Below are 25,229 nucleotides of genomic sequence, written 5' to 3' on the forward strand. Positions count from 1 at the left end.
GCACCGCGGCCGGGCACCGCACCGCGGCCGGGCACCGCACCGCGGCCGGGCACCGCACCGCGGCCGGGCACCGCACCGCGGCCGGGCACCGCGCGGCAATCCGGCTTCATGCGGCGGCTCGGCGGGTGCGGAGCAGCAGGGCGGCGGAGCCGGCCAGGGTAAGCGTCGCGGCGGCGACCGTGGCGCGGATCGCGCCGGCGGCGCCGAACCACTGCCAGGCCAGGCCGAACAGGACCGAGGAGACCAGGTACGCGAGCGCCTGGCCGGTCTGGATCAGGGCCAGGCCCGTCGTGCGCAGCTCGGGCGGCAGCAGCGGACCGGCCACCGCCATCAGGACGCCGTCGGTGGCGGCGTAGAAGATCCCGTAGAGCAGAAGCACCGTGACCAGCGCGCCGGGCCCGGACCACCGCGTCGCCAGGATCAGGTAGACGGTGAGCAGGGCGGCGTAGCCGCCGAGGAAGACGCGGGTGCGCCCGGCCCGGTCGGCCAGGGCACCGAGCGGAACCGCGAGAACGAGATAGGCGAGGCTGGTGCCGACGGCGAGCAGCGGGAACCAGCCGGTGGCGATGTCCTCGCGGCGCTGCAGCAGCAGGTAGACGAAGCCATCGCCGATCGTGCTCAGCCCGAGCAGCACGGCGCCGGCGAGAAGCGCCCGCAGCCGGACATCACGCAGCAGCGCGGCAGCTTGGCGCAGGTCCACCGGCTTCGTAGCGGTGACCGGAGCCGGCGGGGCGAGTTCGTCGGGCGAAGCGGGTCCGTCACGCGAAGCCTGCCGATGCGAAGCGAGATCGTCGCGCGGAGAGTGCGGGCCACGCGGAGCGGGCTCGTCGTGCGAAGCGTGCGGGCTGCGCGGAGTGCGGGTCGGGCGGGGATCCCGGACGAAGGTGATCAGGATCAGCACGCCGATAGCCGCGATGCAGCCGCTCACCACGAAGACGGCGTCGAAGGCCTGCCCGGAAGCGGCAAGCACGGCCAAGGCGACCAGCGGGCCGGCGAACGCTCCGGCGCTGTCCATCGCCCGGTGCACGCCGAATGCCCGGCCCAGGCCCTCGGGTGGAGTTGACAGGGTGATCAAGGCGTCGCGGGGGGCCGTGCGGAGGCCCTTGCCGGCCCGGTCGGCGACGATGGCCGCGCCGATGCCGGGCAGGGAGCTTCCGGCGGCCAGGAGGGCGGCCTTGGCCACGGCGGAGATGCCGTAGCCGAGGCCGGCCACCAGTTTGCGGCGCTGCGCCCGGTCGGCCAGGTAGCCGCCGGCCAGGCGCAGCAATGCCGTTGCCCCGGTATACAGGCCGTCCACCAGGCCGAACACCGCCGGGCCGAGGCCCAGGCCGGCTACCAGGTAGAGCGGCAGGATCGCCGTCACCATTTCGCTGGACACGTCCGTGACCAGGCTGACCGTGCCCAGCGCGAACACATTGGACGCGACCTTCACGGCTTTTGTCCGGTTGGTGGCGCTGGCGGGGCGGGATACCGAGGCCAGGTACATGTGGCGGTCAGTTCCAGACGTCGGTGATCGGGGTGACGTTTGCGGCGCCGCCCAGGGCGCTCAGGCCGTACGCGGATTCGATCGTGCGCAGCACCGTGTAGTGGGTGATCTTCGAGGAGTAGGTGCCGGGCTGGACGTGGGCGCCCACGAACGTGGTGTAGATGTGGTTCAGCGAAAGGGAGTTGTCCTCGTCGAAGTTCACGATCAGCAGGCTGTTGTTGGTCTTCGCCCACTGGGCGTACGCGTCGAGGTTGGTTTGGAGCCAGGTGTTTCCGGTGCTGACGCTGCAGTCGTGCATGTCGTTGCACATGTTCGGGCTGATGAAAGCGACAGTGGGCAGCGACGCGTAGTTCGACGGGAAGCTCGCGAACGTCAGGTTGCTCGCGGCCGGCACCGTCGAGAAGTCCACCCAGCTGTTGTGCTTGCGCCGGTAGGTGCTGCTGGAGCAACCCGTGTAGCCGTTCGACGGCATCGACTCGGAGTAGCCCTTGAAGGTCAAGCTGGCGGTGATCAGCTGGGCGCCGAGGTTGTCGCCGGTGAAGTTCTTCGGGCAGTCGTCGTTGGTGACGCCCTGGGTGGAACCGGAGAACAGGGCGAGGTAGTTGGGCTGGCTGGGGTGGGTGATCGCGTAGGACTGCGAGAAGCTCGCCCCCTGCGCGGCCAGGCTCTTGAAGTAGGGGGCACTGGACGCGGTGATCTGGGAGCTCGCCTTGTTCTCGAACATCACCAGGACGATGTGGTCGAAGCGGGGCACGCTGGTGGCGGCCTGGGCTGCCGGGGTCACCGACAGGCCGGCCACGACCAGGACGAGGGTCGCCACTGCGACCGAGACACGCCGTACGGACATCTCTGCATCGTCGGCAGAGCCGGACAAGCGCGCCCGGACAGGACGTTTACGACAGGTTAAGAATTCAGGGCTGTCGATCCGACTTGGCGGCGCCGCGCCGGACCAGCACGAAGCCCGCGACGGCGGCGACCACGACGACCCCGATCACCCAGATCCACCAGGTGCTGCCGCCGTCGCCGGCCGCGGCGGCCGGCTCGGCGTTGATGGTCGGCGCCGCGGAAGTGATCACCGGGACTGCCGACGAGGGCTCGGCGGACGGCGCCGCCGAGGAGGGCGCCGCGGTGGTGGGCGCGGTCGACGGGCCGGGCTTGAGCGTCACGAGCGGCGCCGGGTGGTCCGGCTCGTCCTTGCCGGCTTCCTGGATCTCGATCCAGCGGACGACCTCGCCGTCGGCGTACGTCTCCAAGGTCTTGAAGGAAAGCCTTGTCTCGCCGTCCGGCAGTTTCGCGATCTTGACCTTCCAGACCGCATCGGTGCCGACCTTCAGGGCCTTGCCGCCGACCGTGAAGCCGTCCGCGTTCGGCGTGAACGTCCAGCCCGCCGGGGCCTTGACCAGGGTGACGCTCGCCGGGGCGAGCCCGGCCGGCAGCACCACCCGCTCCGAGGTGATGCCGGCGTCGGTGCTCTCCGCCTCGCCGTTGAAGGTGAGCGTCACGTTCGCCGCGCCCGCGGTCGTCTTGTCCGCGCTCACCTCCACGTGGGCGAGTGCCGGACCGGCCACTCCCAGGACCGCGAAACCCGCAACGGCACCCACCGTGACCACCCGAGACCCGAACCGCACCGTGTTACCACCTTCGCTGTCGACCACATCACGACATGAGTCGCCGTGTACGGGCGAAAAGTTCCGGCGAATCCTACGACGGGTACGCCGCAAACCGCTCAAGGGAGTGCCGGACCGCCCGATGAAAAGCCTGACAGCAACCATGCTGTCCCCGGCCGGATCGGAGAGCGGATGACGACGCGAACCGCACGCGGATGCTTCGCTGCGTGGATCGTGGTGCTCACCGCCGTCTACTACGCCTTCCCCGGCAGCCACCTGTACACGTGGGCGGCGCTCGGCTACTCCAGCGCGGCGATGATCGTGCTCGGCGTACACCTCAACAAGCCGTCGCACCGGGCGCCCTGGTACCTGATCGCCGCCGCACTGGTGGTCTTCAACACCGGCGACAACGCCTACAACCTGATCATCGCGTTCGGCCACGAGCCGAACTTCCCGGGCATCGCCGACTGGCTGTACCTCGCGGTGTATCCGCTGCTCACCGGCGGTTTCATCATGTTCGTCCGGCTGCGCAACGGCGGCGTCAGCAACCGGGCCGCGCTGCTCGACGCGCTGGTGCCGACGGTCGGGCTCGGCCTGCTCTCCTGGGTCTACTGGATCGCGCCGTTCACCCGCTCGCAGGACCTGTCGCTGGTGGAGAAGCTGGTCTCGGTCGGCTACCCGCTCGGCGACGTGCTCGTCCTCGCGATGACCCTGCGCATGATCACCACCCCGGGCAAGCGGCCGCGGGTGCTCACCGTCCTCGGCATCTCGATGATCGGCCTGCTGATCTCCGACGTGCTCTACGGCCAGTCCCAGCTCAACAGCGCCTGGTCGCTGGGCGGCCCGGTCGACCTCGGCTGGATCGTGTTCTACGCGGCGATGGGCTTCGTCGGGCTGATGCCGTCGATGCGCGAACTCACCGAGCCGTCCGGCGCGCACGGCGCCGAGACCCCGCACCGGATCATCTGGATGGCCTCGGCCGCCCTGATCGCCCCGGTCGTGCTCTACCTGGAGTGGATCAACGGCGCCGAGGCCGCCCGGCAGGGGGTCATCGACGCGCCGGTCATCGCCGGCGCCGCCGCCCTGATGTTCGTGCTGGTCATCGCCCGGGTCAACGGCCTCGCGCTGGACCAGCTGCGGGCCCGGTCCCGGGAGCGGGCGCTGCGCAAGGCCAGCGAGAAGCTGTTCGCGGCGGCCACCGTCGACGACGCGCTGCAGGCGGCCGCCGACGCCATCGGCACCCTCATGCCCCGGGACACGCCGTACGACCTGCGCCAGGTCATCGAGGTCACCGAGGCGCCGCGGAACAGCGGTGTCCGGATCGTCGGCGCCGACGAGGTCCCGGACGAGGTCCGCACCGAGAACTACGACACGTACCTGATCGGCACGCTGCAGCTGCCCGGCACGCCGGCCCGCCAGCTGCTCGGGATCATCGCCGCGCCCGGCAACCTGCTGCGCGACATGGTCGACACGTTCGCCGCGCTGACCGCGCAGGTCGAGGTCGTGCTCGAGCGGATCACCCTGACCGGCGAGGTCAGCCGGCGCGACAGCGAGGTCTGGTTCCGCACCCTGATCCAGAACGCCTCCGACGTGATCCTGATCGTCACCGACGACGACCACATCCGCTACGCCAGCCCCTCCGCGGCCACCGTCTTCGGCCACGAGGACCTGGCCGGCACCCCGCTGTCCGCGCTGGTCGCGGTCAGCCACCACCGGACCATGCGGGCGATCCTCGCCGCCGTCCGCGGCGGCGCGGGCACCGACGGCGCCCCCGACCTGAGCGTGCTGTGCGCCGACGGCCGGCTCGTCCAGGTCGAGGTCGACGGCCGCGACCTGCGCGACGACCCGACGGTGGGCGGCCTGGTGCTGACCATCAGCGACGTCACCGAGCGTCGCCGGCTCGAGGACGACCTGTCCCACCTGGCGTTCCACGACGGCCTCACCGGGCTGGCCAACCGGGTCAAGTTCCGCAACCGGCTCGAGCGGTCCTTCGCCGCGGCCGACCGGGACGGCACCACGCTGACCGTGCTCTTCGTCGACCTCGACGACTTCAAGGAGGTCAACGACACCCTCGGGCACGCGGTCGGCGACGAGTTGCTGATCACCGTCGGGCAGCGGATCACCACGGTCATCGGCGGTGCCGCCACCGCAGCCCGGATGGGCGGCGACGAGTTCGCCGTGCTCATCGAGGACTGCGGCGGCGTCGACGAGGCCGAGCTGGTGGCGGCCCAGATCGTGGCGAGCCTGGCGGTGGCGTTCGAGGTCAGCGACGGTTTCGGCGGGTCGCACATCGTCAGCGGCGCGGCCAGCGTCGGCGTGGCCGCCAGCACCGACGCGGAGAGCGCCACCGAGCTGCTGCGCCACGCCGACCTGGCGCTCTACCAGGCCAAGGGCGGCGCCAAGGGCACCTGGCAGCGCTACCGGCCGGAGCTGCACACGGCCATGAACCAGCGGCTCGAGGTACGCGCCGCGCTGCACGACGCGATCGACGCCGAGCAGTTCCGCAACATGTACCAGCCGATCGTCGACCTGCACACCGGCCTGATCGCCGGCGTCGAGGCCCTGGTCCGCTGGGAGCACCCCACCCGGGGGCTGCTCGGCCCGTTCCACTTCATCGAGGTGGCCGAGGAGAGCGGCGCGATCGTCGCGATCGGCGACTGGGTGCTGCGCGAGGCCCTCGCCCAGTTCGCCCGCTGGCGCGCCGACGACCCGGACATGTCACTCAAGTACGTCAGCGTCAACGTCTCGGCCCGGCAGTTCCGGACGCCCGGTTTCGTCGAGCGGGTCCGGGAGGCCCTCGACGCGGCCGGCGCGCGACCCGAGTGGCTGCTGCTGGAGATCACCGAGAGCCTGGTGCTGCGCGACGCCGAGCAGGTCTGGAACGACCTGCGGATGCTGCGCGCCCTGGGCGTACGCATCGCGATCGACGACTTCGGCACCGGCTACTCGTCGCTGAGCTACCTGCGGCAGATGCCGGTCGACGTGCTCAAGCTCGACAAGAGCTTCATCGACGACATCCTCACCAGCGACCAGCAGCACACCATGGTCGACTCGATCGTGGCGCTGGCCCGCAACCTCGACCTCAAGGTCATCGCCGAGGGGGTCGAGCAGACCGGCCAGCGGGCCGCGCTGGCCGCGATGGGCTGCCCGTTCGGGCAGGGCTACCTGTTCTCCAAGCCGGCCTGGCCGGACGAGATCGTCGCCCTCACGCACAGCGTCCCCGAGCTCGTCTGAGTAGTTTTGACGGATATTCACTAGCGGTGGCGGCTTGACCGGGACAGGGTCGAGGCATGCTCGAGAATCCCGTGTGGGCCGCCCTCTCCGGGCCGCAGGCCTGCTACGCCGAGGCGTCCGGTGACGCCGCCCGCTATACGTCCGACATCTCGCCATTCGCCGGGCTTGCCGACCCGGCCGATCGGGCCGCCTGGGGCGACCTGGCCAGACTGACCCACGAGGCACTGCTGACCGGGCCCACGCTCAACCCCGGCCCCGGGTGGAAGACCGAGGTCGCGGTGCCCGGGCTGCAGATGGTCGGCCGCGCCATGACCGGCGTCGCCGACCCGGACACCGTCGTGCTGACCGAGAACGACGTGCCCGAGGTGCTCGACCTGGTCGAGCGGGCCAAGCCCGGCCCGTTCGCCAAGCGCACCATCGTGCTCGGCCGCTACCTGGGCATCCGGGTCGACGGCCGGCTCGTGGCGATGGCCGGCGAGCGGTTCCGGGTGCCCGGCTGGACGGAGGTGAGCGCGGTCTGCACCGACCCCGACTTCCAGGGCCAGGGGCTCGGCGCCCGGCTCACCCTGGCCGTCGCGGCCGGCATCCTGGAGCGCGGCGAGCTGCCGTTCCTGCACGCGGCCACCGACAACGAGCGGGCGATACGGCTGTACGAACGGCTCGGCTTCGAACCCAGCCACGAGGTGGTGTTCGCGCTGTTCCGGTACGCCGGCTGAGTCGCGGTCCGCGGGTGCGCGCAGGCGTACCCGCGGGTATCCATTGACAGTCATCTACGGCTGCCGGAACGTCGAGGCATGTCGCACTCCCGTCCCCGTACGCTCGCGGCCGCGACGCTCCTCGCCGCCGCCGTTCTCGCCGCCGGAGTCGCCCTGGCGTCCGGCGCGAATGCCGCCCCCACCCCGACTACCGCGCCCACCGCCACCGTGCCGACCCCCGGCACCTCGCCCTCGCTGCCGAACGCGCCCACCGACCTGCACGTCACCGCGGTCACCACCGGCTCGGTCACGCTGGCCTGGACCGCGCCCGCCGTCACCAGCGCCGCCATCGAGGGCTACAACATCAGCTACACCCAGGCGTTCAACGACATCTACTGGCTGCAGCAGGTCGGCAACGTCACCACCGTCACGATCACCGGCAACATCTCGGCGACCAAGCAGTACTCGTTCGGGGTGTCCGCCCGCGACATCCTCGGGCACACCGGTCTCGGCTCCAACCGGGTCACCGTGGTCACCCCCGCCTCGGACACCGCGAGCGACCAGACCCCGCCGAGCGCGCCGGGCAACCTGCAGGTCACCGCCGCCGACAGCAGCGGCGCATCGCTGGCCTGGACCGCGTCCACCGACAACGTGGGGGTGACCGGCTACCACGTGTACCGGTTCGACGGCCTCTACATCTCCACCCTGGTCGGCAGCACCAGCGGCACCGCGATCACGGTGCCGTTGCCGACCGCGGCGATCGGCAGCTGGTACGTACGGGCCCTGGACGCGGCCGGGAACCTGTCGGCCACCTCGAACACCGCCAACGTGCCGGTCACCACCACCACCCCGCCGACCACCACTCCCCCGCCCGCGCCGAGTTGCCGGGTGACCTACCACAACGGATCACAGTGGGCCGGCGGGTTCGTCGCCGACGTGGCCGTCGCCAACCTGACCGCCACGCCGATCGACGGCTGGACCCTGGTGCTGACCCTCGGCGGCGACCAGAAGGTCACCCAGGCCTGGAACGCCACCGCCAGCCAGACCGGCAACGTCGTCACGCTGACCGCGGCCGGCTGGAACCGTCTGATCCCGGCCGGCAGCAGCGTCTCGGCCGGTCTGCTCGGCAGCTGGCAGACCAGCAACGCGCCACCCACCCAGGCCGTCCTCAACGGCACCCCCTGCCAGCTGGCCTGACCCGGCGGGCGGGTGAAGGGCCCCTTCACCCGCCCGCTCGTGGCTACTGCTGCGCGGTTGCGGTGAAGCTCGCCGAGGCGAGCGCGTTGTGGCCGGTCACGTAGCCCACGACCGCCGGCGAGGTGCCGGGCGCGAGGTCCAGGGTGGGCAAGCTCAGCGCCACCACGGTGAAGACGTAGTGGTGGGTGATGTCCCCGGTCGGCGGGCACGGCCCGGTGTAGCCGACGCCGCCGCCGTCGTTCGGGCCGCTCACCGAACCGGCGGGCAGCACCGCGCCGGTGGGCAGCGAGGTGGTGCCGGCCGGGATGTCCCAGGCGACCCAGTGCCAGAAACCGCTGCCGGTCGGCGCATCCGGGTCGAACAGGGTGACCGCGAAGCTCTTGGTCCCGGCCGGCGCCCCCGACCAGGACAGCTGCGGCGACAGCCCGGCGTCGTCGCAGCCCCACTGCCGGGCCGGGATCGGCTTGCCGGCGCGGACGTCGGTGCTGGTCAGCTTGAAATGCGCGAGCCCGGTGGGCAGTCCCGTGCGGACCTTCTTGAATCCGAAGTGCAGGACGGTCGCCGCCGACGCCCCGGCGGCGGCCCCGACGAACACGAGAACCACAGCGAGAACCACGGCGAGACGGCGAGATATGCGGTGCATGATCTACCCCCTTGAATATCATCCGATGAAGGGGATTCTGCCCCCGCGGTTGCGTTCCGTGGGGGCACGAACTCAGGCTGTTGCGTCGTTCAGTCGCTGCCGGGCCGTGCCGCCGGCCTGGCGGGCGATGACCACGCGGTCGATCTCGTCGCCGGACTCGGTGACCGCCCGCAGGGTGAGCGTGGTCGTGCGGCCGTGGTCGGCCGGTTTGACATCGACGGCCAGGAAGGAATACCCGGTGTAGCGGACCCGGGACCAGGTCACGTTCTCGGTCACCTTGACCGCACCGGCCGCCCAGACGAACGACGGGACCTCGTCGACGTCGTTGACGTGACCCGCGTAGGAGTCGGGGACGGCGAACGCGTAGAGGCTGCGGCCCGCGGCGCCGGCCGTCACGTAGGTGGTGCCGTCGGTGGCCGGGTGCACGGTGGAGCCGATCGGGGTCTTCCGGGACTTACCGCCCTTGAGGACGTCGGCGCGTTCGTAGATGTGGTTGTGTCCGTTGATGACCAGGTCGACGCCGTACTTGTCGAACAGCGGCACCCACTGGTTGCGGACCCCGCCCTCGGAGGCGTGCGCGGTCGTCGTCGAGTAGGCACAGTGGTGGAAGAAGACCACGATGAAGTCGACGTCGTCCTGCTCGCGGAGGAACTTGAGCCGGTTGTCCAGCCACTTCGTCTGGGCGCCGCCGGTGTAGCCGAGGTTGGCCGGGATCTCGAAGGAGACGTCGTTCGGGTCGAGCGAGATCACCCCGACGTTGCCGTAGATGAACGAGTAGACGCCCTCCGACTGCACCGGGCCGTTGTCCGGGAAGTCCCAGCGGGCGAGCTGGCCGCCGTAGCCGTTCGGCGAGTAGAGGGCCTCCATGTCGTGGTTGCCGAGCGACGCCATCCACGGCACCGACGCGGCGATCGGCTCGGTCTGGGCCAGGAACTGGTCCCAGGTGCGCGGGTCGTAGGTGTCGGCGGGCAGGCCCAGATCGCTCGAGTCGGCGTAGCAGAGGTCGCCGGCGTGCAGGTGGAAGGCCGGGTCCTGGGCGGCGACCTGGCCGTCGTTACCGAGCGCGTGGTAGCTGACCCCCTGGTCACCGAACGCGGTGAAGGTGAACGACGTCGGAACGCGACGGCGGGTCGGCGCGGTCGTGAACGGTTGATGGGCGCGTCGCCGACCCGCAGGAACGGGCGGTGCACCGCGTGCGGCACCTGCCAGCCGACCCGCACCTGGCTGCGCGGGTTGGGACCCCAGGCGAGGTGCCGGCCGAACGGGACGACCAGCTTGCCGGGGACCTTGGTGGGCTGCTGCCAGACGGTGGCGCTCGCGGCGTTGGCCGGCACCCCGGCGGCGACCGCACCGGCCGCGACCGCGGCCCCGGCGGCGAGGACCGAGCGGCGCCGGTGGCCGCGATGCCGGGTGAGGAGTTCGTGCTGCTCCGACATGCTCAACCGGGCGGTCAGGCGGTCGGGCAGGCCCATGCGTGGGATGTCCATGCCCGCATAATTGATCGGCTTGGTTACATCGCCCTGAACATAATTAGCCATACAAAAGACTTCACATCCGTCGAATCAATTTGTCAGGCGATCGCGTCGCTGAGTTGCTCACGGGAACCACCTGATGCTTTTCTGGCGAGCACCACCCGGTCTATCTCGACGCCCTTCTCCGTTACCCCGCGAAGGGTCATCGTGGTCGTTTCGCCGGGCGGGGCCGGCCGCACGTCGACCGCCAGGAACGAATAGCCGCCGTAGCGGACCCGGGACCAGCCGACGGTCTCCGGGACACGGTTGCCGTCGGCGTTCCACACGTACGATCGAACGCCGTCGTGCTGTTTTTCCTGGCCCTCGGGGAACTCGTAGAGGCCGCGGCCGCCGGCGCCGGCGGTGATGTAGGTGGTGCCGTCGGCCCACGGGTGCACGGTCGAGCCGATCGGGGTCTTCTTCGCCTCGCCGCCCTTGAGCACGTCGGCCCGCTCGTACACGTGGTTGTGGCCATTGATCACGAGGTCCACGTGGTACTTGTCGAAAAGCGGCACCCACATGTTGCGGACCGCGCCGTCGGAAGCGTGCGCCTCGGTCGTCGAATAGGCGCAGTAATGGAAGAAGACGACGATGAAATCGACGTCGTCTTGTTCCCGCAGCCATTTCAGGCGCTCGGTGAGCCACCGGGTCTGCTCGCCGCCGGTGTAGCCGCGGTTCACCTGGACCTCGAACGAGATGTCGTTGGCGTCCAGCGACACCACACCCACGTTGCCGTAGATGAACGAGTAGACCCCGACGCCCTTGGCCGGGCCGTTGCCGGGGAACTCCCAGCGGGCCAGCTGGCCGCCGTAGCCGTTCGGCGAGTAGACCGCCTCCATGTCGTGGTTGCCGAGCGTCGCCATCCACGGCACCGACGCCGCGACACTCTCGGTCTGCGCCAGGAACTGGTCCCAGCGCAGCGGGTTGTACAGGTCGTCGATCCGGCCCTGACCGCTGGAGTCGGCGTAGCAGAGGTCGCCGGCGTGCAGGTGGAACGCCGGCCGCTCGGCGGCGATCTGACCGTCGTTGTGCAGCGCGTGCGGGCTCACCCCCTGGTCACCGAAGGCGGTGAAGGTGAACGGCTCGGCGGCCCGGCGGCGGGTGGGCGCGGTGGTGAACGAGTCGATCCGGCCGAACTCCTTGAGCTCCCGCGCGTCGAAGCCGTGGTGGCCGACCGCGTAGTAGTACGTGGTGCCGGGGATCAGGTCGTCGATCGCGGCGTGCACGTAGTACTGGTCGGTCGCCGGGATGACGTCCTCGATCTCGGTGTGCAGCGGCCGGAGCTCGCCGAAGATCTTGTCGCCGAGCGTGGCGGGCGAGTTGCCGACCCGCACGTAGGGGCGGCGCACCGTCTTCGGCACCTGCCAGCCGACCCGGACCTGGGTGCGCGGGTTGGCGCCCCAGGCGAGGTGCCGGCCGAACGGGACGACGAGCTTGCCCGGCACGGCGTCGCGGCTGCCGGCGTAGGCCGCGGCTCCCCCGGCCAGGGCGGCGGCCCCGCCGGCCGCGGCGACCAGCAGCGAGCGGCGGCGCAGGCCCCGGGTCAAATACTCGTGCTGCTCCGGCATGCTGAGCCGGGCGGCGAGATCCGCCGGCAGTCCCATGCGTGGCAGATCCAGATCTTTCCCAGAGCGCATGATGTGATACTTTAGCAGCAGTAACTGGTCGAAATCGGGCGCCCTTTGAAAAGATCAGGCACCAAGAAGATCAAGAGTGCGCCGGTCCGGGTCGCCGCAGAACTGCGCGATCACCCTGTTGAAGACGGCCGGGTCGGCGGCGGCCTGCGCGAACAGGGTCATCGACGAGCACAGCTTCAGGTCGTCCGGGAAACCGAAGATCTCGGTCGCGCTGCGGCTCTGGCCCAGCAGCGCCGTCGCGCACTCGACCAGCCGCGGACCCAGCACCGGGTGGGCCAGATACGCGCGCGCCTCGGCGAGATCGGCGATCGCGTACCGCTGCGCCGCCGGGCTCGAACCCAGGCCGCTGAGCTGCGGAAAGATGAACCACATCCAGTGTGACCGCTTGCTGCCCGCGGTGAGCTCGGCAAGCGCCCGCTCGTACACCCCGTCCTGTGCCGACACGAACCGGTGAAGGTCGAAACTCATCGCACCATCCTCCCGCCTGTTCCGGCCTCCTGGTCGCACGAACCGGCCTAGAGTGCAATCGGCCCCCCGCCGCACAGCTCTCGAAAGCAGGAATCTGATGCGCGCGGTTCTCAGCAAGGCCTTCGCCACCGTGCTCGTGGCCGGTGCCGCCCTGGTCCTCCCGGCGAGCCCCGCCCTCGCCTCCGGGCCGCTGGTCAGCAGCAACGACGGCCGCTGCCTCGACGCCGACAACTCCACCCCGGCCCGCAACGGCACCAAGGTGCAGACCTGGCAGTGCTTCACCGCCAGCAGCAACCAGTCGTGGACCTGGTACTTCGACGGCACGATCCGCTCCTCCTGGACCGTCCGCTGCCTCGACGAGGACATCGCCGGCGGCACCCGCAACGGCTCGAAGGTGCAGCTGTGGGACTGCAACGGCCAGCTGAACCAGAAGTGGGACCGGCACGCCGACGGCACCATCACCAGCCGGCAGGACGGCCGCTGCCTCGACCAGGACATCGCGGGCGGCACCCACAACGGCACCAAAGTCCAGGTCTGGGACTGCAACGGGCAGCTCAACCAGAAATGGAGCCAATAGCCTGCATTTCCGGCCGCGGCGTCCGACAGTGGAAGAGTCCTACCTGATAGCGGGAGTCACCCATGTCGGAAGGCGCATTCCACGCCTACGTCGGGCTGCTGGTCATCAGCGGCCTGCTGCTCTCGGTCCTGGCCGTCCGCGGCTTCGATCAGCCGGTCTCCAGCCGGATCGCCGATGGCGTCTTCGCCGTGGGCTTCCTCGGCTATGCGACCTACCTGATCGTCGCCGATCCGGCGAAGGTCTGGGTCCTCTACTACGCGTTCGCCGCGCCGGTGGTGCTGGTGGTGCACATGTTCCGGCAGCGCAAACGAGCAAGATCCCGGCGCTTCGCGGCCGGTTTCACCCCGCAGGTGTACGCGGCCCCGGCCGCCCCCACCCCATTGACGCCGTTCCCGCCGCCGCCGGCCCCGCTGGGCAGCGACGCGCCCGTCGACGAGGGCGCCCGCGGCTCGTCCGGGCTGGCCAACCTGCCGCCGCACACGCTCCCGCCGACCCGCGGTGAAGGCCCGATGTCGCCGCGGCCACCGATGCCGTCGGGGCTGCCCGCGCTGCCCCCGACCGCACCGGGCAGCCCGCCGCCGAAGCCGCCCGGCTTCCTGCACGGCGTGACCCCGTCCGGGGCGGGCGGCCGTCCGCCCGCCCCGGGCGCCGCCGGCAACCCGTGGGGCATGCTCGGTGACGGATCGGCGCCGGCGGAGCCGCCGGGCGGTTCGCCGGTGCCCGGATGGCCGCGCACGCACTCCGAGCCGCCTGCCCTTCCCACGCCGCCCACCGCTCCGCCCGCCGCTCCTCCCTCCGCCGAGCGGCCCGGGCGGCACTCCGGCGGGCACAACGAGCCCTACGACCACGCCTCCGACCAGCGGTATGCGGCCTACGAACCCGAGGAGCGGTTCCCCACCACGCCGGGCCGGCACGAGTCACCCGGCCGGCACTCCGGCGGCTACAGCTCGGCCGACCGCTACAGCAACTACGACCCGGGCGAGCGGTTCGGCACGTACGAACCGCCCGCCGAGCCGTCCCCCGGGGGCCAGCAGGTCGCCGGGCACGACACGCACCCCAGCGGGGACATCCACGCCGACCAGCCGCACTCCTACGAGACGACCAGCCGGCTGCGGCGGCCGGCCTGGCTGCAGGAGCCGGAGCCGCCCGCAGCGGCCCCGGACTCCCCGGACTCGGAGCAGCCCCCGGCCGGCCACCACCACCGGGCGGAGAACCCGCCGGACGAGTGGCCGCCCCGCCACGGATGACCGGCGGGGCAAGATGGGCGCCATGGACTTTCGACGGAGTTACCGCTCGGCCGCCGTCACCTATGTCGATCTCGTGTCCCGGGTGCCGGCCGACAAGTGGGACGGCCCCGGCCTCGGCGACTGGACCGTCCGCGAGCTCGTCGGGCACACCGTGAGCTCGGCGTTGCGGCAGGTGCCGGTGGTTCTCACGACGCCGGGCGGGGAGATCGTGGTGTCCTCGGCCGAGGGCTACTGGGCCCTCGCCCGCCAGGTGCCGGCCGACATCTACGCCGCCGCGGTGGCCGCCTCCGGCGACGACGCGCACGCGACCGGCCTGGTGCTCGGCGACGACCCGGCCGACGCGATCCGGGAGCTGGCGGGCCGCGCCACCCAGGCGGTCGCCACGGCCGCCGACGACGACGTGGTGCTGACCGCGGCGGGTGGCATGCGGGTCCGCGACTGGCTGCCGACCCGGACGTTCGAGCTGGTGGTGCACGGGATCGACCTGGCCGCTGCCACCGGCGTACCCCATAACTTCTCGCCCGAGGCCGTCGCCGAGGCAACCGCCCGCGCCGCTCGGGTGGCCATCGCCGTAGGCGAGGGTGAGATGCTGCTGCGCGCCCTGACCGGCCGGGGTGAGCTGCCGCCGAAGTTCTCCATCGTCTGACGTGAGGTTTTCGGCGGCGCGAACCCGAATGCAACCGTTCTGCGACCGGTTAGCACTACCCGCGGGCCCGGAACGCCCGAAATGATGGGTATGACCGACACGATGATTGTTGAGCTGGGCCTGCAGGCCATGACGATCGCCGCGAAAATGTGCGCTCCGGTGTTGCTGACCGCGCTGGCGGTCGGTTTCGCGATCTCACTGTTCCAGTCGGTCACCCAGATCCAGGAAGCCACCCTGGCCTTCGTCCCGAAGGCGGCCGGTTGCGGCGCTGCCCTGCTGTTCTCGGGCAACTGGATGCTGCACGAGATGGTGACCTTCACCCAGCAACTGTTCGAGAAGCTCCCCATGCTCCTCAGCTGAACCACTCCGTCACGAGGGCCGGTCCGCATGCGGACCGGCCCTTCGCATTTCCGCTCAGCCGGCGGTGCGGTCCCAGGGGCGTCTGATCCAGGGGCTCCACCTCAGCTGCCCGGCGGCCGGAGCGTGACCCGGGCGACCAGGAACTTCGGGGCCATCTCGCAATAGCTGTCGGTGATCAGCTCGGCGATCTCGGTCCAGTCGGTGTGGTCGCCGAGGACGGCGCCGGCGACGTCGTCGCCCCAGGGGGCTTTGAAGTAGGGGAAGCCTGGAGCGGTGAGACCGAGCAGGTCTTCGAGGGGTACGCGGAACGTCATCACGGTCGGCGTCTCGCCGTCGACCATGTGCCGGGCGTAGACCGGATAACGTTCCAGGTCGGGAACGTAGACATGCGCGATGGTCCGCGTGCGGATCCGCCAGCGGATGCCGATCCAAGCCAGTTCCTCGTACGCCTCCGGCAGCTCCCGGCAGATCGGCCGCAACCGGCCAAGGATCTCCGGTGGCACGTCTCCAGGACCCGACATGCGCCGACAGTAACGGATCCCGGCGAGGCGCCGGCCACATCGCTATGTCGTGCGGAACCAGCCGGCACCGGGGCCGCGGACTCAGACTGTCCAGGTTATGGGTACGGCGATGACGTCGTACCCGACATCGGGGGCGATCGGGGTGGTCAGCTTGCCGTTGACGACGTAGAGGCGGTTGTCGAAGGACGCGGCCGCGGTCGGGACGGCGAAGGCCGGGTCGGCGATCGTGGTCGTCCAGATGCCGGCGGTGCCGTGCCGGTTGAGGGTGAACACCTGCACGGTGTTCAGGCGGTTCTGCACCACGTACAGGATGTGGCCCTCCAGCAGCAGGCCGTCGCCGTTGAACACGGTGGCGCCGCCCAGGTCGACCGGGGTGGCCGCGCCGGATGCCGGGTCGACCCGGAACAGCAGGCCGGTGTTGGACTGCACGACCAGCAGCGCCCGGCCGTCGGGGGTGGCGCAGATGCCGTTGAGGTTGATGGTGCCGGCGGTGACGGTCAGGCCGGTCAGCGGCAGCGCGGTGACCTCGGCGCCCAGGCCGCCGTCCGGCGGGGTCGGCAGCCGGTGGAGCGTCGCACTGAACGAGTCGGTGAACCAGGCGGCGTCGCGGGTCAGGACCACGTCGTTGAGGAACGACGAACCGGCCGCGGTCACCTGGTAGGAGGCCAGCAACCGGCCGGTGTGGATCGAGACGACCCGGATGTCGCCGCCCGTATTGCCGGAGAGGAACGCCCGGCCGCGGCCGTCGATCTCCAGGCCGTTGGTGGGGGTGCCGGGGCCGGTGTAGATGATCTCGCCGGTGCCGGTGGCCAGATCGGCCCGGTAGACCGAGCCGGTGGCCCGGGAGCCCAGGTAGGCGAACGGGCCGTTGATCGCGATGCCCTCCGGTGCGAAGCCGCCGGGCAGGGTGATGACGCCGGGGAACGTGCCGCCGGCCTCCGCGAACGCCGGGGACGCGGCCAGCGCCGATGCGCCGGAAATCGTGGTGGAGAGGGCGAGCACTGATCGGCGTCGCATTTGCGGGGGTCTCCTCTCCGGCGGCGCGGGGGAATCCGGCCGGGGCGCGCTCGATACTGCCTAATTGTGGTCCTTTTCGTCCAGCCCTGAACGGAAATTAATGATGTTCTGATTGATAGGAAAGGCAACTGAGACAACGACGGGCATGAATTAGCTTGTGAAGTAAGCGTGGTGCGCACGCAGGCCGCGCGGGCGGGTCGAGCGTTCTGGGCGCGCAGCGCCCTGCTCGGGCCGGTCGCGTCCCGGCGGGAGCGACGGTCCGGACCCACCACCCAGGCACGACATCGTGATCTTGATCGTTCGGCTTGCGTAACCGTCCGTGACGGGCTTGACTCCGGGTTCGGGCCGGTTTTGCGTGGGGGGACTTGTGGGAAGCAGTGCGGGTATGAAGATCTGGCCGGGCAACCCTTATCCGCTGGGCGCCACCTACGACGGTGGCGGTACCAATTTCGCGCTCTTCTCCGAGCTGGCCGACCGCGTCGAGTTGTGCCTGTTCGACGACGACGGGAACGAGACGCGCGTCGATCTGCCCGAGCGGGAGGCCCTCGTCTGGCATGGTTATCTGCCGCGGATCGTGCCGGGGCAGCGGTATGGATACCGGGTGCACGGGCCGTACGATCCGTCGGCCGGGCTGCGCTGCAATCCGAACAAGTTGCTGCTCGATCCGTACGCGAAGGCGATCGACGGGCACAACGAGTGGAGCGAGGCGCTGTTCGCCTACCGGTTCGGTGATCCGCTGTCGCGCAACGACGGCGACTCGGCGCCGTTCGCCCAGAAATCCGTCGTGGTGAACCCGTTCTTCGACTGGTCCAACGACCGGCCGCTGCGCATCCCGTTCTGGGAGACGGTGATCTACGAGACCCACGTCAAAGGCATCACCATGCGCCACCCGGGCATTCCCGACGACGTCCGCGGCACCTATTCCGGGCTCGCCCACCCGCGCATGATCGAGCATTTCCAGAAGCTCGGCGTGACCGCCGTCGAATTGATGCCGGTGCACCAGTTCGTGCACGATTCCACGCTCGTCGACCGGGGTCTGACCAACTACTGGGGCTACAACACCATCGGATTCTTCGCGCCGCACAACGACTACGCCTCGTTCGGCGGGCACGGCGGGCAGGTGCAGGAGTTCAAGTCGATGGTGAAGGCGCTGCACCAGGCCGGCATCGAGGTGATCCTGGACGTCGTCTACAACCACACCGCCGAAGGCAACCACCTCGGCCCGACCCTGTCGTTCCGGGGCATCGACAACCCGGCCTACTACCGCCTCGTCGACGAGGACAAGCAGTACTACTACGACACCACCGGCACCGGGAACAGCCTCAACGTGCGGCACCACGAATCGCTGCGGCTCATCATGGATTCGCTGCGCTACTGGGTGACCGAGATGCACGTCGACGGATTCCGGTTCGACCTGGCCGCCGCGCTCGCCCGCGAATTCCATTCGGTCGACCGGCTCGCCGCGTTCTTCGACCTGGTCAACCAGGACCCGATCGTCTCCCAGGTCAAGCTCATCGCCGAGCCGTGGGACGTCGGCGACGGCGGCTACCAGGTCGGCGGATTCCCGCCGCTCTGGACCGAATGGAACGGCAAATACCGGGATTCGGTACGCGACTTCTGGCGCGGCGAACCGGCCAGCCTCGGCGAGTTCGCGTCCCGCTTCACCGGCAGTTCCGACCTGTACGAGGTGGACGGCCGGCGCCCGATCGCGTCCATCAACTTCGTCACCGCGCACGACGGGTTCACCCTGCAGGACCTGGTGTCGTACAACGACAAGCACAACGGCGCGAACGGCGAGGACAACCGGGACGGGGAAAGCCACAACCGGTCCTGGAACTGCGGTGTCGAAGGACCGACCGAGGACGCCGAGATCGTGGCCCTGCGGGAACGGCAGAAACGCAATTTCCTGGCCACCCTGCTGCTGTCCCAGGGCGTCCCGATGATCGCGCACGGCGACGAGCTGGGCCGCACCCAGCACGGCAACAACAACGTCTACTGCCAGGACAACGAGCTGTCCTGGGTGGATTGGGAGGACGCCCGCAACCAGGACGTGCTCACCCGGTTCACCGCCCAGGTGACCAAGCTGCGCGCCGAACACCCGATCTTCCGCCGCCGCCGGTTCTTCACCGGCGACCCGGTCGGCGATTCCAAGATTCCGGACATCGCGTGGCTGCGCCGCGACGGCGAAGCGATGACCGAGGAGGACTGGAACGCCCGCAGCGGCATGACGATGACCGTTTACCTGAACGGGCACGGCATTCCGGAACGCGACGCGCTCGGCGAGGCCATCATCGACGAATCGTTCCTGCTGCTGTTCAATCCGCTCGGCGATCAGGTCTCGTTCACGCTGCCACCGAAGGAATTCGGCCGGACCTGGGAGGTCGTGATCAACACCGCCGACCCGCTGCTGGCGAAGCGGCGCAGGACCGCCCGGGCCGGCACCCAGGTGGACGTCCCCGGCCACACCCTCGAGGTGCTCCGCTGCCGATACTGAGCCGGCGGCGGCGCTGACCCCGTCCGGCTGAACGGCCGGGCCGGGTCGGCAACGCGACAGGCATGGGGCTGCGCATTCCCTATCATCTATGGCGCCCAGTTGTCCACGCGGAAGGATCTGGCCATGCCGGAAGGCGCGCCACCCACGACGGGTCAGCCGTCCCGGAACCGCCGCGTGGCGATTCTGGTCGCCCTGATCATCGCGATCATCATTGCGATCATCCTGCTGCTCGCGTTCTGCGGCGGCGGAGACGACGACACCCCGACCGGCTACGGCAGCCCGTCGGCCACGACACCACCCACGGTGGCCACGACGAGCCCGACACCGACGGTGACCCCGACCGTGACTCCTACGGACACCCCGTCGACGACCAGCCCGCCGCCGTCGACCACCCCGGTCGGTGGCACCGCGAGCCCGACCACGACAGCACCGCAGGGCGGGGTCGACGCCGGTGGCGGCAGGCCGGCCGATGACGGCGGCGGCTTCGCGATCCTCGCCGGTGGCGTTCTGCTGATCGGGGCGATGGCAGCGGGCGGCTTCGCGCTGCGCCGGTCGAGGCGGACCTGACCTTGGAGGTCGCCCGCCCGCGGCTTGCCGCGCTGGCCATGGTTCTCGCCCTGACCGGCGCCCCGCTGGTCGCCGGCGGGCTCCGGGCCCGGGCGGCCGCGACACCATGGCAGCCGCCGCCGGCCCCGGTGGCCGCCGCGGTGCCGTTCGCCGAGCCACGGCGCGAGCCGGCGCCCGACGCCGGCATGCCGTCCTCGGTCCCCGTGCACCTCGACATCCCGGCGATCGAGGTGCACACCGGGCTGGTCCGGCTCGGCCTCAACCGCGACGGCACGGTCGAGGTGCCGCCGCTGGACGGCGACGCCCCGGCCGGCTGGTACGAACATTCGGTGACGCCGGGCGAGATCGGCGCCGCCGTCCTGATCGGCCACGTCGACACCGCGAGCGACGGCCCGGCGGTGTTCTACCGGCTGGGCGCCCTGAAGCCCGGCGACAGCATCACGGTCCGCCGCGCCGACGGCACGACCGCGACGTTCCACGTCGTCACCGTCGGCCTCTACCCGAAGTCCGATTTCCCCACCGACTTGGTGTACGGCCCGGTGCCGTACCCGGGCCTGCGCCTGGTCACCTGCGGCGGATCGTTCGACCGCAGCCGGGCCACCTACCGCTCCAACGTCGTGGTCACCGCCCGCTGATCAGCGGCCGACCTGCCGGTCGGCGGCCGTGCGAGCATGGGCCGGTGCGACTGATCGGGGCCGGGTGTGGGCGTACCGGATGAGCCGTTTCCGCATTTGAATCAGAGGTGAGCGCGGTGTCGGGGGACGTGGTGGGCCAGGCTTTCGCCTGGATCGAGTCGGTGGCGGTCGCCGCCGACGGCGGGCTGAGCTGGGCGGAGGACGGAAAACCCTCCGACGACCTTTACGTGGGTACGGCGAGTGTCCTGCTCGGCTGCACCGAAGCCCTGTCCGCCGGAGCGTGCGGCGCGGTCACCCGGGTGGCCGCCGGTGCGCGCGACCGCCTCCTGCACATCGCGAGCAACGGCGCCGAGATCGAGGACGGGCTGTTCGAGGGGTGGCCGGGAGTCGCGGTCGCGCTGCGGGCCTGGGCGGATGTCACCGGGGACGAGGCCGCCGGCAAGGCCGCGGCCACCGTGACGGCGGCCGTCGCCGAGCGGATGCGGCGTCGCGACGACGACCCGGCGCGCTGCACCGATGTCATTTCCGGCGACGCCGGTGTCCTCCTCGCGCTGGTGGACGACTGTGCCGACCCGGCCGTGGCCGAGGCGGCCGTGAAGCTCGCCGATGGCCTGGCCGGGCTGGCCCTTGAGCGCCCGGACGGGCTGCACTGGCAGATGATGATGACGCCGGAGTACGAGCACCTCCTGCCGGGCTTCTCGCACGGCACGGCCGGAGTGGCGTACGCCCTGGCCAGGGTGGGTGAGACGCTCGGCCGGACCGATCTGATCGACGTTGCCGTCCGCGCGGCGGACGGGCTGCTCGCCCTCGGGCACCAGCCGGGCGGCGGGTGGGCGGTGCCGCTGCTGATCCCGCCGAAGCCGGACCGGCCGACCGTCAACTTCGGCTGGTGTCACGGGCCGACCGGCACGCTGCGACTGTTCGCCCTGCTCGACACGCTGGTGCCGGATCCGCGCTGGGGACGCGGCATCGAGGCCTGCCTGCAAGGGCTGCGGGACAGCCGCATCCCGGAACGCCTGTACCCGGGCTATTGGGACAACGTCGCCCGCTGCTGCGGCACCGCCGGCGTCGGCCAGGTGCTGCTCAACCGGCACCACGCCACCGGCGACCCTTCACTGCTGGCCTGGTCGCAGCGGCTGGCCGACGACGTGATCGCCCGCCGGCTGACCACCCCGGCCGGGGTGACCTGGTCGAACGTCGAGCACACCGCCACCCCGCCCGACCTGCCGCCGGAGCCGGGATTCATGCAGGGCAGCGCGGGCGTCGCCGGCTGGCTGGCCCGCCTCGACACCCCCGGCAGCGGCCCAGTGCTGCCCTGGCTGTGAACCACAGCCTGGAGAGCTAACTAACAGGCTGCATGATGCAGCATTCGGGTAGAACTGAGGGATGCGCCGCCCCTACCTGGTTCTTGCCATCTGCTGCATGAGCCTGTTCATCGTCGGGCTCGACGCCACGATCATGAACATCGCCCTGCCGGCGCTGCGGGCGGATCTCGGCGCGAGCATCTCCGGGCTGCAGTGGACCATCGATGCGTACACCCTGGTCCTGGCCAGCCTCCTGGTTCTGTCCGGGTCGACCGCCGACCGGATCGGGCGGCGGCGGATCTTTCAGACCGGGCTGGTGCTGTTCAGCGCCGGGTCGCTGCTCTGCAGCGTGGCGCCCAGCCTGGGCTGGCTGATCGCGTTCCGGGCGGTGCAGGCGATCGGCGGGTCGATGCTCAACCCGGTCGCCATGTCGATCATCACGAACACGTTCACCGAACCGCGCGAGCGGGCCCGGGCGATCGGCGTCTGGGGTGGCGTGGTCGGCTTCAGCATGGCGGTCGGGCCGCTGCTCGGCGGGCTGCTCGTCGACACGCTCGGCTGGCGGGCGATCTTCTGGGTCAACGTGCCGGTCGGCATCGCCGCGTTCCTGCTGGCCGCGAAGTTCATCCCGGAGTCGCGGGCGCCGCACCCACGCCGTCTCGACCCGGCCGGCCAGGTCTTCGTCTTCCTGGCGCTCGCCGGAGTCACGTACGGCATCATCGAGGGACCGACCGCCGGCTGGGGCTCGCCGCGGATCCTCGGGTGTTTCCTGGTCGGCGCGGCGGCCGTGGCCGCTCTGTTGATCTACGAGCCGCGCCAGGCGGAACCCCTGCTGGAGCTGCGGTTCTTCCGCAGCGTGCCGTTCAGCGGCGCCACCCTGATCGCGGTGTCGGCATTCGCCTCGCTCGCCGGTTTCCTCTTCCTCAATTCGATTTACTTGCAGGACGTACGGGGTCTGACCCCGTTGCACGCCGGGCTGTGGACGCTGCCGATGGCCGCCACCACCGCGATCTTCGCGCCGATCTCCGGCCGGCTGGTCGCGGCGCGCGGCACCAGATTGCCGCTCACCCTGGCCGGGATCGGGTTCATCGCCGGGATGCTGCCGATGACCCGGCTCGCCGCGGACACCCCGGTCTGGCAGCTGATGGTCTGTTATGTGCTGTTCGGGTTCGGATTCTCGATGGTCAACTCGCCGATCACCAACACCGCGGTGTCCGGCATGCCGCGCGAGCAGGCCGGGGTGGCGGCCGCGATCGCGTCGACCAGCCGGCAGGTCGGCGGGGCGCTCGGCGTCGCGGTGATCGGCGCGGCGGTCGCCACCGGGACCGGCGCCGGGTTCGCGCAGGCGAGCCACGCCGGCTGGTGGATCATCTCCGGTCTCGGGGTCGCGGTGCTGGTCCTGGGCCTGGTGACGACCGGGCGGTGGGCGCGCTCGACGATCGAGCGCGCGGCGGTGCCGGCCGAGCCGCCGGTGGCGGCCAAAATAGCCGGGTGACGATCAGGCGGGTTCTGGCCGCGGCGGCGGCCGCGGTGCTTCTTCTGGCCGGGGCGTACGCCGGTTTCCTCGGCCACCGTGCCCGGCACACCGTGTCGCTGGCGCCGGACGGGACGTTCCGGGTCGGCCGGGCCGTGCACGAGCTCGCCGACCGGTCCCGCACCGACGAGCTGGCGCCGGTCGGCGGCAACCCGCGGGTCCTGTCGATCATGCTGTGGTACCCGGCCGCGGCCACCGGCGGAACCCCGTCCGCGTACGCGCCGGGCGCCTGGTCGGGGCTGCACCGATTCGGCTGGGCGCAGACCGGTTTCGACCGGATCGACACCGGGACGTACGACGAGGCGCCGCTCGCCGCCGGCACGTTCCCGATCGTCGTGCTGATGCCGGGGCTCGGCTTCTCGGCCCCGCAGTACGCGGCCCTCGCGGCCCGGATCGCCGGCCGGGGTTACCTGGTGGCCGGGGTGACCCCCACCTACAGCGCGAACCTCACCGTGCTCGGCGGCAAGCCGGTCCGGGCGTCCGCGGCGGGCAATCCGAGCGATTTGTCCGGGCCGCGGGGCGACCGGCTCGCTACGGTCTGGGCGGCCGACGCCCGATTCGCGGCCGGGCGGGTCGCGGTGCTGCTCGGCGCGCACGCCGACGCCGCCCGGGTCGTCTACCTGGGCCATTCGTTCGGCGGGGCGGCCGCCCTCGAGGCGTGCCGCACCGACGACCACTGCCGCGGCGCCGCCGACCTGGACGGCACCCCGTACGGGCAGGTGGTCACCGACGGCCTGGACAAGCCGCGGCTGCTGCTCAGCTCCGGTGTGGACGGTGCCGCGGGCGACGCCTCGGCCCGGGCGATCTTCGGCGGCGGCAACGATTCCTGGGCCTTCACGCTGCCCGCCGCCCGGCACTTCGACTTCAGCGACTACGGGTCGTATTGGCTGGCCGCGCCGGTGCGGATGCTGCTTCCGGTCGGCGATCCGGGCACCTTGCCGATCACCGTCGACTACCTGGCCGGCTTCCTCGCCGCGGTCACCACCGGCACCACCTGGCGGGCACCCGCCGAGCCGGGGGTGCGCGAAGCTGACATGCTTGTTCGATGACGGACCTCTCTCCGATAGTTCAAGTCTTCGACGAAGCCGCCGAGGCCTACGACAACGTCGGTGTGGAGTTCTTCCGCCCGATCGCCGCCGAGCTGGTGCGGGCCGTCGCGCCCCAGCCGGGCGAGCACGTCCTCGACGCGGGCTGCGGCACCGGCGCGGTCCTCGCCCCGGTGGCCGAGGCGGTCGGCCCGAGCGGGTATGTGACCGGCATCGATCTCGCGCCCGGCATGGTGGCGCGCAGCCGGGCCACCACCACCGGCCTCGACCAGGTCGTCGTGGAGCTGGGCGACGCGCAGGACCCGGCGTACCCGGCCGGCTCGTTCGACCTGATCACGTCGGGCCTGGTGCTGTTCTTCCTGCCCGACCCGCCGGCCGCGCTCACCGCGTACCGCAAGCTTCTGAAGCCGCAAGGCCGGCTGGGCTTCAGCTGTTTCGCCCAGCAGGACCCGCGCTATGCCCAGGCTCTGAAAATCATGGCCCGCTTCGCGGACGCACCGCCGGAGCGCAGGTATCACCCGATGTTCGACTCGGCGGAGAGCCTGCGCGAGGCGGTGCTCGCGGCCGGTTACGCGGCGGTGGAGGTGCGCGAGGCCGAGGTCGGCAGCGCGTTCAACGACGCCGCCCATCTGTACGAGTGGATCGGCTCGCACGCCGGCCGCCAGCTGGTGGATCTGATCCCGGTCGAGCGGCGTTCCCTCGCCATCTCGGCGCTCGCCGCCGAGCTGACCCATCCGCTCGACTTCACCACCAAGGTGCGGCTGGTCATCGCCCGTTGCTGATCCTGGCGTCCGCCAGGATCA

23 protein-coding genes are annotated in these 25,229 nt (G+C 70.9%); 14 read left to right on the forward strand and 9 right to left on the reverse strand.

Translation table 11 applies throughout. The features are described 5' to 3' along the window. Positions 1-106: 106 nt before the first annotated feature. The 3 genes from Adu01nite_RS06740 to Adu01nite_RS06750 all read right to left on the reverse strand — a co-directional run bounded on the left by Adu01nite_RS06740 (position 107) and on the right by Adu01nite_RS06750 (position 3,114). Positions 107-1,486, reverse strand: a complete 1,380-nt coding sequence (locus Adu01nite_RS06740; RefSeq protein WP_203725661.1) for an MFS transporter — start codon at positions 1,484-1,486, stop codon at positions 107-109. 7 nt (positions 1,487-1,493) lie between these two features. Beyond that, positions 1,494-2,333 (reverse strand): alkaline phosphatase family protein, encoded by an 840-nt coding sequence (locus tag Adu01nite_RS06745; RefSeq protein WP_203725662.1) that lies wholly within the window; start codon positions 2,331-2,333, stop codon positions 1,494-1,496. A 64-nt stretch (positions 2,334-2,397) separates the two neighbouring features. Further along, positions 2,398-3,114, reverse strand: coding sequence for a DUF1775 domain-containing protein (locus Adu01nite_RS06750; protein ID WP_239132187.1), 717 nt, complete (start codon positions 3,112-3,114; stop codon positions 2,398-2,400). A gap of 171 nt (positions 3,115-3,285) precedes the next feature. Here Adu01nite_RS06750 and Adu01nite_RS06755 point away from each other — a divergent pair, with 171 nt between their 5' ends. The 3 genes from Adu01nite_RS06755 to Adu01nite_RS06765 all read left to right on the forward strand — a co-directional run bounded on the left by Adu01nite_RS06755 (position 3,286) and on the right by Adu01nite_RS06765 (position 8,219). After that, the gene (locus Adu01nite_RS06755) at positions 3,286-6,327 is read left to right on the forward strand and encodes a putative bifunctional diguanylate cyclase/phosphodiesterase (protein WP_203725664.1); all 3,042 of its coding nucleotides are present in this window, start codon (positions 3,286-3,288) and stop codon (positions 6,325-6,327) included. A gap of 56 nt (positions 6,328-6,383) precedes the next feature. Then, positions 6,384-7,043, forward strand: coding sequence for a GNAT family N-acetyltransferase (locus Adu01nite_RS06760; RefSeq protein ID WP_203725665.1), 660 nt, complete (start codon positions 6,384-6,386; stop codon positions 7,041-7,043). 78 nt (positions 7,044-7,121) lie between these two features. Continuing rightward, positions 7,122-8,219, forward strand: coding sequence for a cellulose binding domain-containing protein (locus tag Adu01nite_RS06765; RefSeq protein WP_203725666.1), 1,098 nt, complete (start codon positions 7,122-7,124; stop codon positions 8,217-8,219). 43 nt (positions 8,220-8,262) lie between these two features. Here the strand turns inward: Adu01nite_RS06765 and Adu01nite_RS06770 are convergent, their stop codons facing one another. From Adu01nite_RS06770 to Adu01nite_RS06785, 4 genes are all read right to left on the reverse strand, one after another. Further along, entirely contained in the window at positions 8,263-8,862 is a 600-nt protein-coding gene (locus Adu01nite_RS06770) for a YbhB/YbcL family Raf kinase inhibitor-like protein (protein ID WP_203725667.1), read from the reverse strand. Between the two features lie 72 nt (positions 8,863-8,934). Continuing rightward, positions 8,935-10,167: a metallophosphoesterase gene (locus Adu01nite_RS06775; protein ID WP_203725977.1), complete on the reverse strand. Its 1,233-nt coding sequence runs from the start codon at positions 10,165-10,167 to the stop codon at positions 8,935-8,937. A gap of 265 nt (positions 10,168-10,432) precedes the next feature. Beyond that, complete coding sequence (locus tag Adu01nite_RS06780; protein WP_203725668.1) at positions 10,433-11,977, reverse strand: purple acid phosphatase family protein; 1,545 nt, start codon at positions 11,975-11,977, stop codon at positions 10,433-10,435. Between the two features lie 87 nt (positions 11,978-12,064). Beyond that, complete coding sequence (locus Adu01nite_RS06785) at positions 12,065-12,478, reverse strand: DUF1810 domain-containing protein (RefSeq protein WP_203725669.1); 414 nt, start codon at positions 12,476-12,478, stop codon at positions 12,065-12,067. Between the two features lie 97 nt (positions 12,479-12,575). Here Adu01nite_RS06785 and Adu01nite_RS06790 point away from each other — a divergent pair, with 97 nt between their 5' ends. From Adu01nite_RS06790 to Adu01nite_RS06805, 4 genes are all read left to right on the forward strand, one after another. Then, positions 12,576-13,055 (forward strand): RICIN domain-containing protein, encoded by a 480-nt coding sequence (locus Adu01nite_RS06790; RefSeq protein ID WP_203725670.1) that lies wholly within the window; start codon positions 12,576-12,578, stop codon positions 13,053-13,055. Positions 13,056-13,117: 62 nt separating this feature from the next. After that, positions 13,118-14,302, forward strand: coding sequence for a hypothetical protein (locus Adu01nite_RS06795; protein ID WP_203725671.1), 1,185 nt, complete (start codon positions 13,118-13,120; stop codon positions 14,300-14,302). A gap of 22 nt (positions 14,303-14,324) precedes the next feature. After that, positions 14,325-14,948 (forward strand): maleylpyruvate isomerase N-terminal domain-containing protein, encoded by a 624-nt coding sequence (locus tag Adu01nite_RS06800; RefSeq protein ID WP_203725672.1) that lies wholly within the window; start codon positions 14,325-14,327, stop codon positions 14,946-14,948. Between the two features lie 90 nt (positions 14,949-15,038). Further along, positions 15,039-15,308 (forward strand): flagellar biosynthetic protein FliQ, encoded by a 270-nt coding sequence (locus Adu01nite_RS06805; RefSeq protein WP_203725673.1) that lies wholly within the window; start codon positions 15,039-15,041, stop codon positions 15,306-15,308. A gap of 101 nt (positions 15,309-15,409) precedes the next feature. Here the strand turns inward: Adu01nite_RS06805 and Adu01nite_RS06810 are convergent, their stop codons facing one another. Further along, the gene (locus Adu01nite_RS06810; RefSeq protein ID WP_203725674.1) at positions 15,410-15,829 is read right to left on the reverse strand and encodes an MmcQ/YjbR family DNA-binding protein; all 420 of its coding nucleotides are present in this window, start codon (positions 15,827-15,829) and stop codon (positions 15,410-15,412) included. An 81-nt stretch (positions 15,830-15,910) separates the two neighbouring features. Continuing rightward, positions 15,911-16,846: an SMP-30/gluconolactonase/LRE family protein gene (locus Adu01nite_RS06815; protein WP_203725675.1), complete on the reverse strand. Its 936-nt coding sequence runs from the start codon at positions 16,844-16,846 to the stop codon at positions 15,911-15,913. A gap of 385 nt (positions 16,847-17,231) precedes the next feature. Between Adu01nite_RS06815 and glgX the strand changes: the two genes are divergently transcribed. From glgX to Adu01nite_RS06850, 7 genes are all read left to right on the forward strand, one after another. Beyond that, positions 17,232-19,340, forward strand: coding sequence for a glycogen debranching protein GlgX (gene glgX / locus Adu01nite_RS06820; RefSeq protein ID WP_203725676.1), 2,109 nt, complete (start codon positions 17,232-17,234; stop codon positions 19,338-19,340). Between the two features lie 123 nt (positions 19,341-19,463). Next, positions 19,464-19,907: a hypothetical protein gene (locus Adu01nite_RS06825; protein WP_203725677.1), complete on the forward strand. Its 444-nt coding sequence runs from the start codon at positions 19,464-19,466 to the stop codon at positions 19,905-19,907. A gap of 2 nt (positions 19,908-19,909) precedes the next feature. Next, the gene (locus Adu01nite_RS06830; RefSeq protein ID WP_239132188.1) at positions 19,910-20,542 is read left to right on the forward strand and encodes a class F sortase; all 633 of its coding nucleotides are present in this window, start codon (positions 19,910-19,912) and stop codon (positions 20,540-20,542) included. Between the two features lie 116 nt (positions 20,543-20,658). Beyond that, positions 20,659-21,867: a lanthionine synthetase LanC family protein gene (locus Adu01nite_RS06835; RefSeq protein ID WP_203725678.1), complete on the forward strand. Its 1,209-nt coding sequence runs from the start codon at positions 20,659-20,661 to the stop codon at positions 21,865-21,867. Positions 21,868-21,928: 61 nt separating this feature from the next. Beyond that, positions 21,929-23,341 (forward strand): MFS transporter, encoded by a 1,413-nt coding sequence (locus tag Adu01nite_RS06840; protein WP_203725679.1) that lies wholly within the window; start codon positions 21,929-21,931, stop codon positions 23,339-23,341. Further along, positions 23,338-24,429 (forward strand): alpha/beta hydrolase, encoded by a 1,092-nt coding sequence (locus Adu01nite_RS06845; protein WP_203725680.1) that lies wholly within the window; start codon positions 23,338-23,340, stop codon positions 24,427-24,429. Before Adu01nite_RS06840 ends, Adu01nite_RS06845 begins: the two co-directional genes overlap by 4 nt. Further along, positions 24,426-25,208 (forward strand): class I SAM-dependent methyltransferase, encoded by a 783-nt coding sequence (locus Adu01nite_RS06850; protein ID WP_203725681.1) that lies wholly within the window; start codon positions 24,426-24,428, stop codon positions 25,206-25,208. Before Adu01nite_RS06845 ends, Adu01nite_RS06850 begins: the two co-directional genes overlap by 4 nt. The last annotated feature ends 21 nt before the right edge of the window (positions 25,209-25,229 follow it).

The organism is Paractinoplanes durhamensis (genome assembly GCF_016862175.1).
Lineage (GTDB): Bacteria > Actinomycetota > Actinomycetes > Mycobacteriales > Micromonosporaceae > Actinoplanes > Actinoplanes durhamensis.

What these genes read in the sequence shown, in the direction of transcription:
- Adu01nite_RS06785 (WP_203725669.1), bottom strand. Translation starts at nt 12,478, where the DNA reads ATGAGTTTCGACCTTCACCGGTTCGTGTCGGCACAGGACGGGGTGTAC.
- Adu01nite_RS06850 (WP_203725681.1), top strand. Translation starts at nt 24,426, where the DNA reads ATGACGGACCTCTCTCCGATAGTTCAAGTCTTCGACGAAGCCGCCGAG.
- Adu01nite_RS06760 (WP_203725665.1), top strand. Translation starts at nt 6,384, where the DNA reads ATGCTCGAGAATCCCGTGTGGGCCGCCCTCTCCGGGCCGCAGGCCTGC.
- Adu01nite_RS06825 (WP_203725677.1), top strand. Translation starts at nt 19,464, where the DNA reads ATGCCGGAAGGCGCGCCACCCACGACGGGTCAGCCGTCCCGGAACCGC.
- Adu01nite_RS06810 (WP_203725674.1), bottom strand. Translation starts at nt 15,829, where the DNA reads ATGTCGGGTCCTGGAGACGTGCCACCGGAGATCCTTGGCCGGTTGCGG.
- Adu01nite_RS06745 (WP_203725662.1), bottom strand. Translation starts at nt 2,333, where the DNA reads ATGTCCGTACGGCGTGTCTCGGTCGCAGTGGCGACCCTCGTCCTGGTC.
- Adu01nite_RS06840 (WP_203725679.1), top strand. Translation starts at nt 21,929, where the DNA reads ATGCGCCGCCCCTACCTGGTTCTTGCCATCTGCTGCATGAGCCTGTTC.
- glgX (WP_203725676.1), top strand. Translation starts at nt 17,232, where the DNA reads ATGAAGATCTGGCCGGGCAACCCTTATCCGCTGGGCGCCACCTACGAC.
- Adu01nite_RS06795 (WP_203725671.1), top strand. Translation starts at nt 13,118, where the DNA reads ATGTCGGAAGGCGCATTCCACGCCTACGTCGGGCTGCTGGTCATCAGC.
- Adu01nite_RS06800 (WP_203725672.1), top strand. Translation starts at nt 14,325, where the DNA reads ATGGACTTTCGACGGAGTTACCGCTCGGCCGCCGTCACCTATGTCGAT.
- Adu01nite_RS06780 (WP_203725668.1), bottom strand. Translation starts at nt 11,977, where the DNA reads ATGGGACTGCCGGCGGATCTCGCCGCCCGGCTCAGCATGCCGGAGCAG.
- Adu01nite_RS06790 (WP_203725670.1), top strand. Translation starts at nt 12,576, where the DNA reads ATGCGCGCGGTTCTCAGCAAGGCCTTCGCCACCGTGCTCGTGGCCGGT.
- Adu01nite_RS06740 (WP_203725661.1), bottom strand. Translation starts at nt 1,486, where the DNA reads ATGTACCTGGCCTCGGTATCCCGCCCCGCCAGCGCCACCAACCGGACA.
- Adu01nite_RS06815 (WP_203725675.1), bottom strand. Translation starts at nt 16,846, where the DNA reads ATGCGACGCCGATCAGTGCTCGCCCTCTCCACCACGATTTCCGGCGCA.
- Adu01nite_RS06805 (WP_203725673.1), top strand. Translation starts at nt 15,039, where the DNA reads ATGACCGACACGATGATTGTTGAGCTGGGCCTGCAGGCCATGACGATC.
- Adu01nite_RS06765 (WP_203725666.1), top strand. Translation starts at nt 7,122, where the DNA reads ATGTCGCACTCCCGTCCCCGTACGCTCGCGGCCGCGACGCTCCTCGCC.
- Adu01nite_RS06770 (WP_203725667.1), bottom strand. Translation starts at nt 8,862, where the DNA reads ATGCACCGCATATCTCGCCGTCTCGCCGTGGTTCTCGCTGTGGTTCTC.
- Adu01nite_RS06755 (WP_203725664.1), top strand. Translation starts at nt 3,286, where the DNA reads ATGACGACGCGAACCGCACGCGGATGCTTCGCTGCGTGGATCGTGGTG.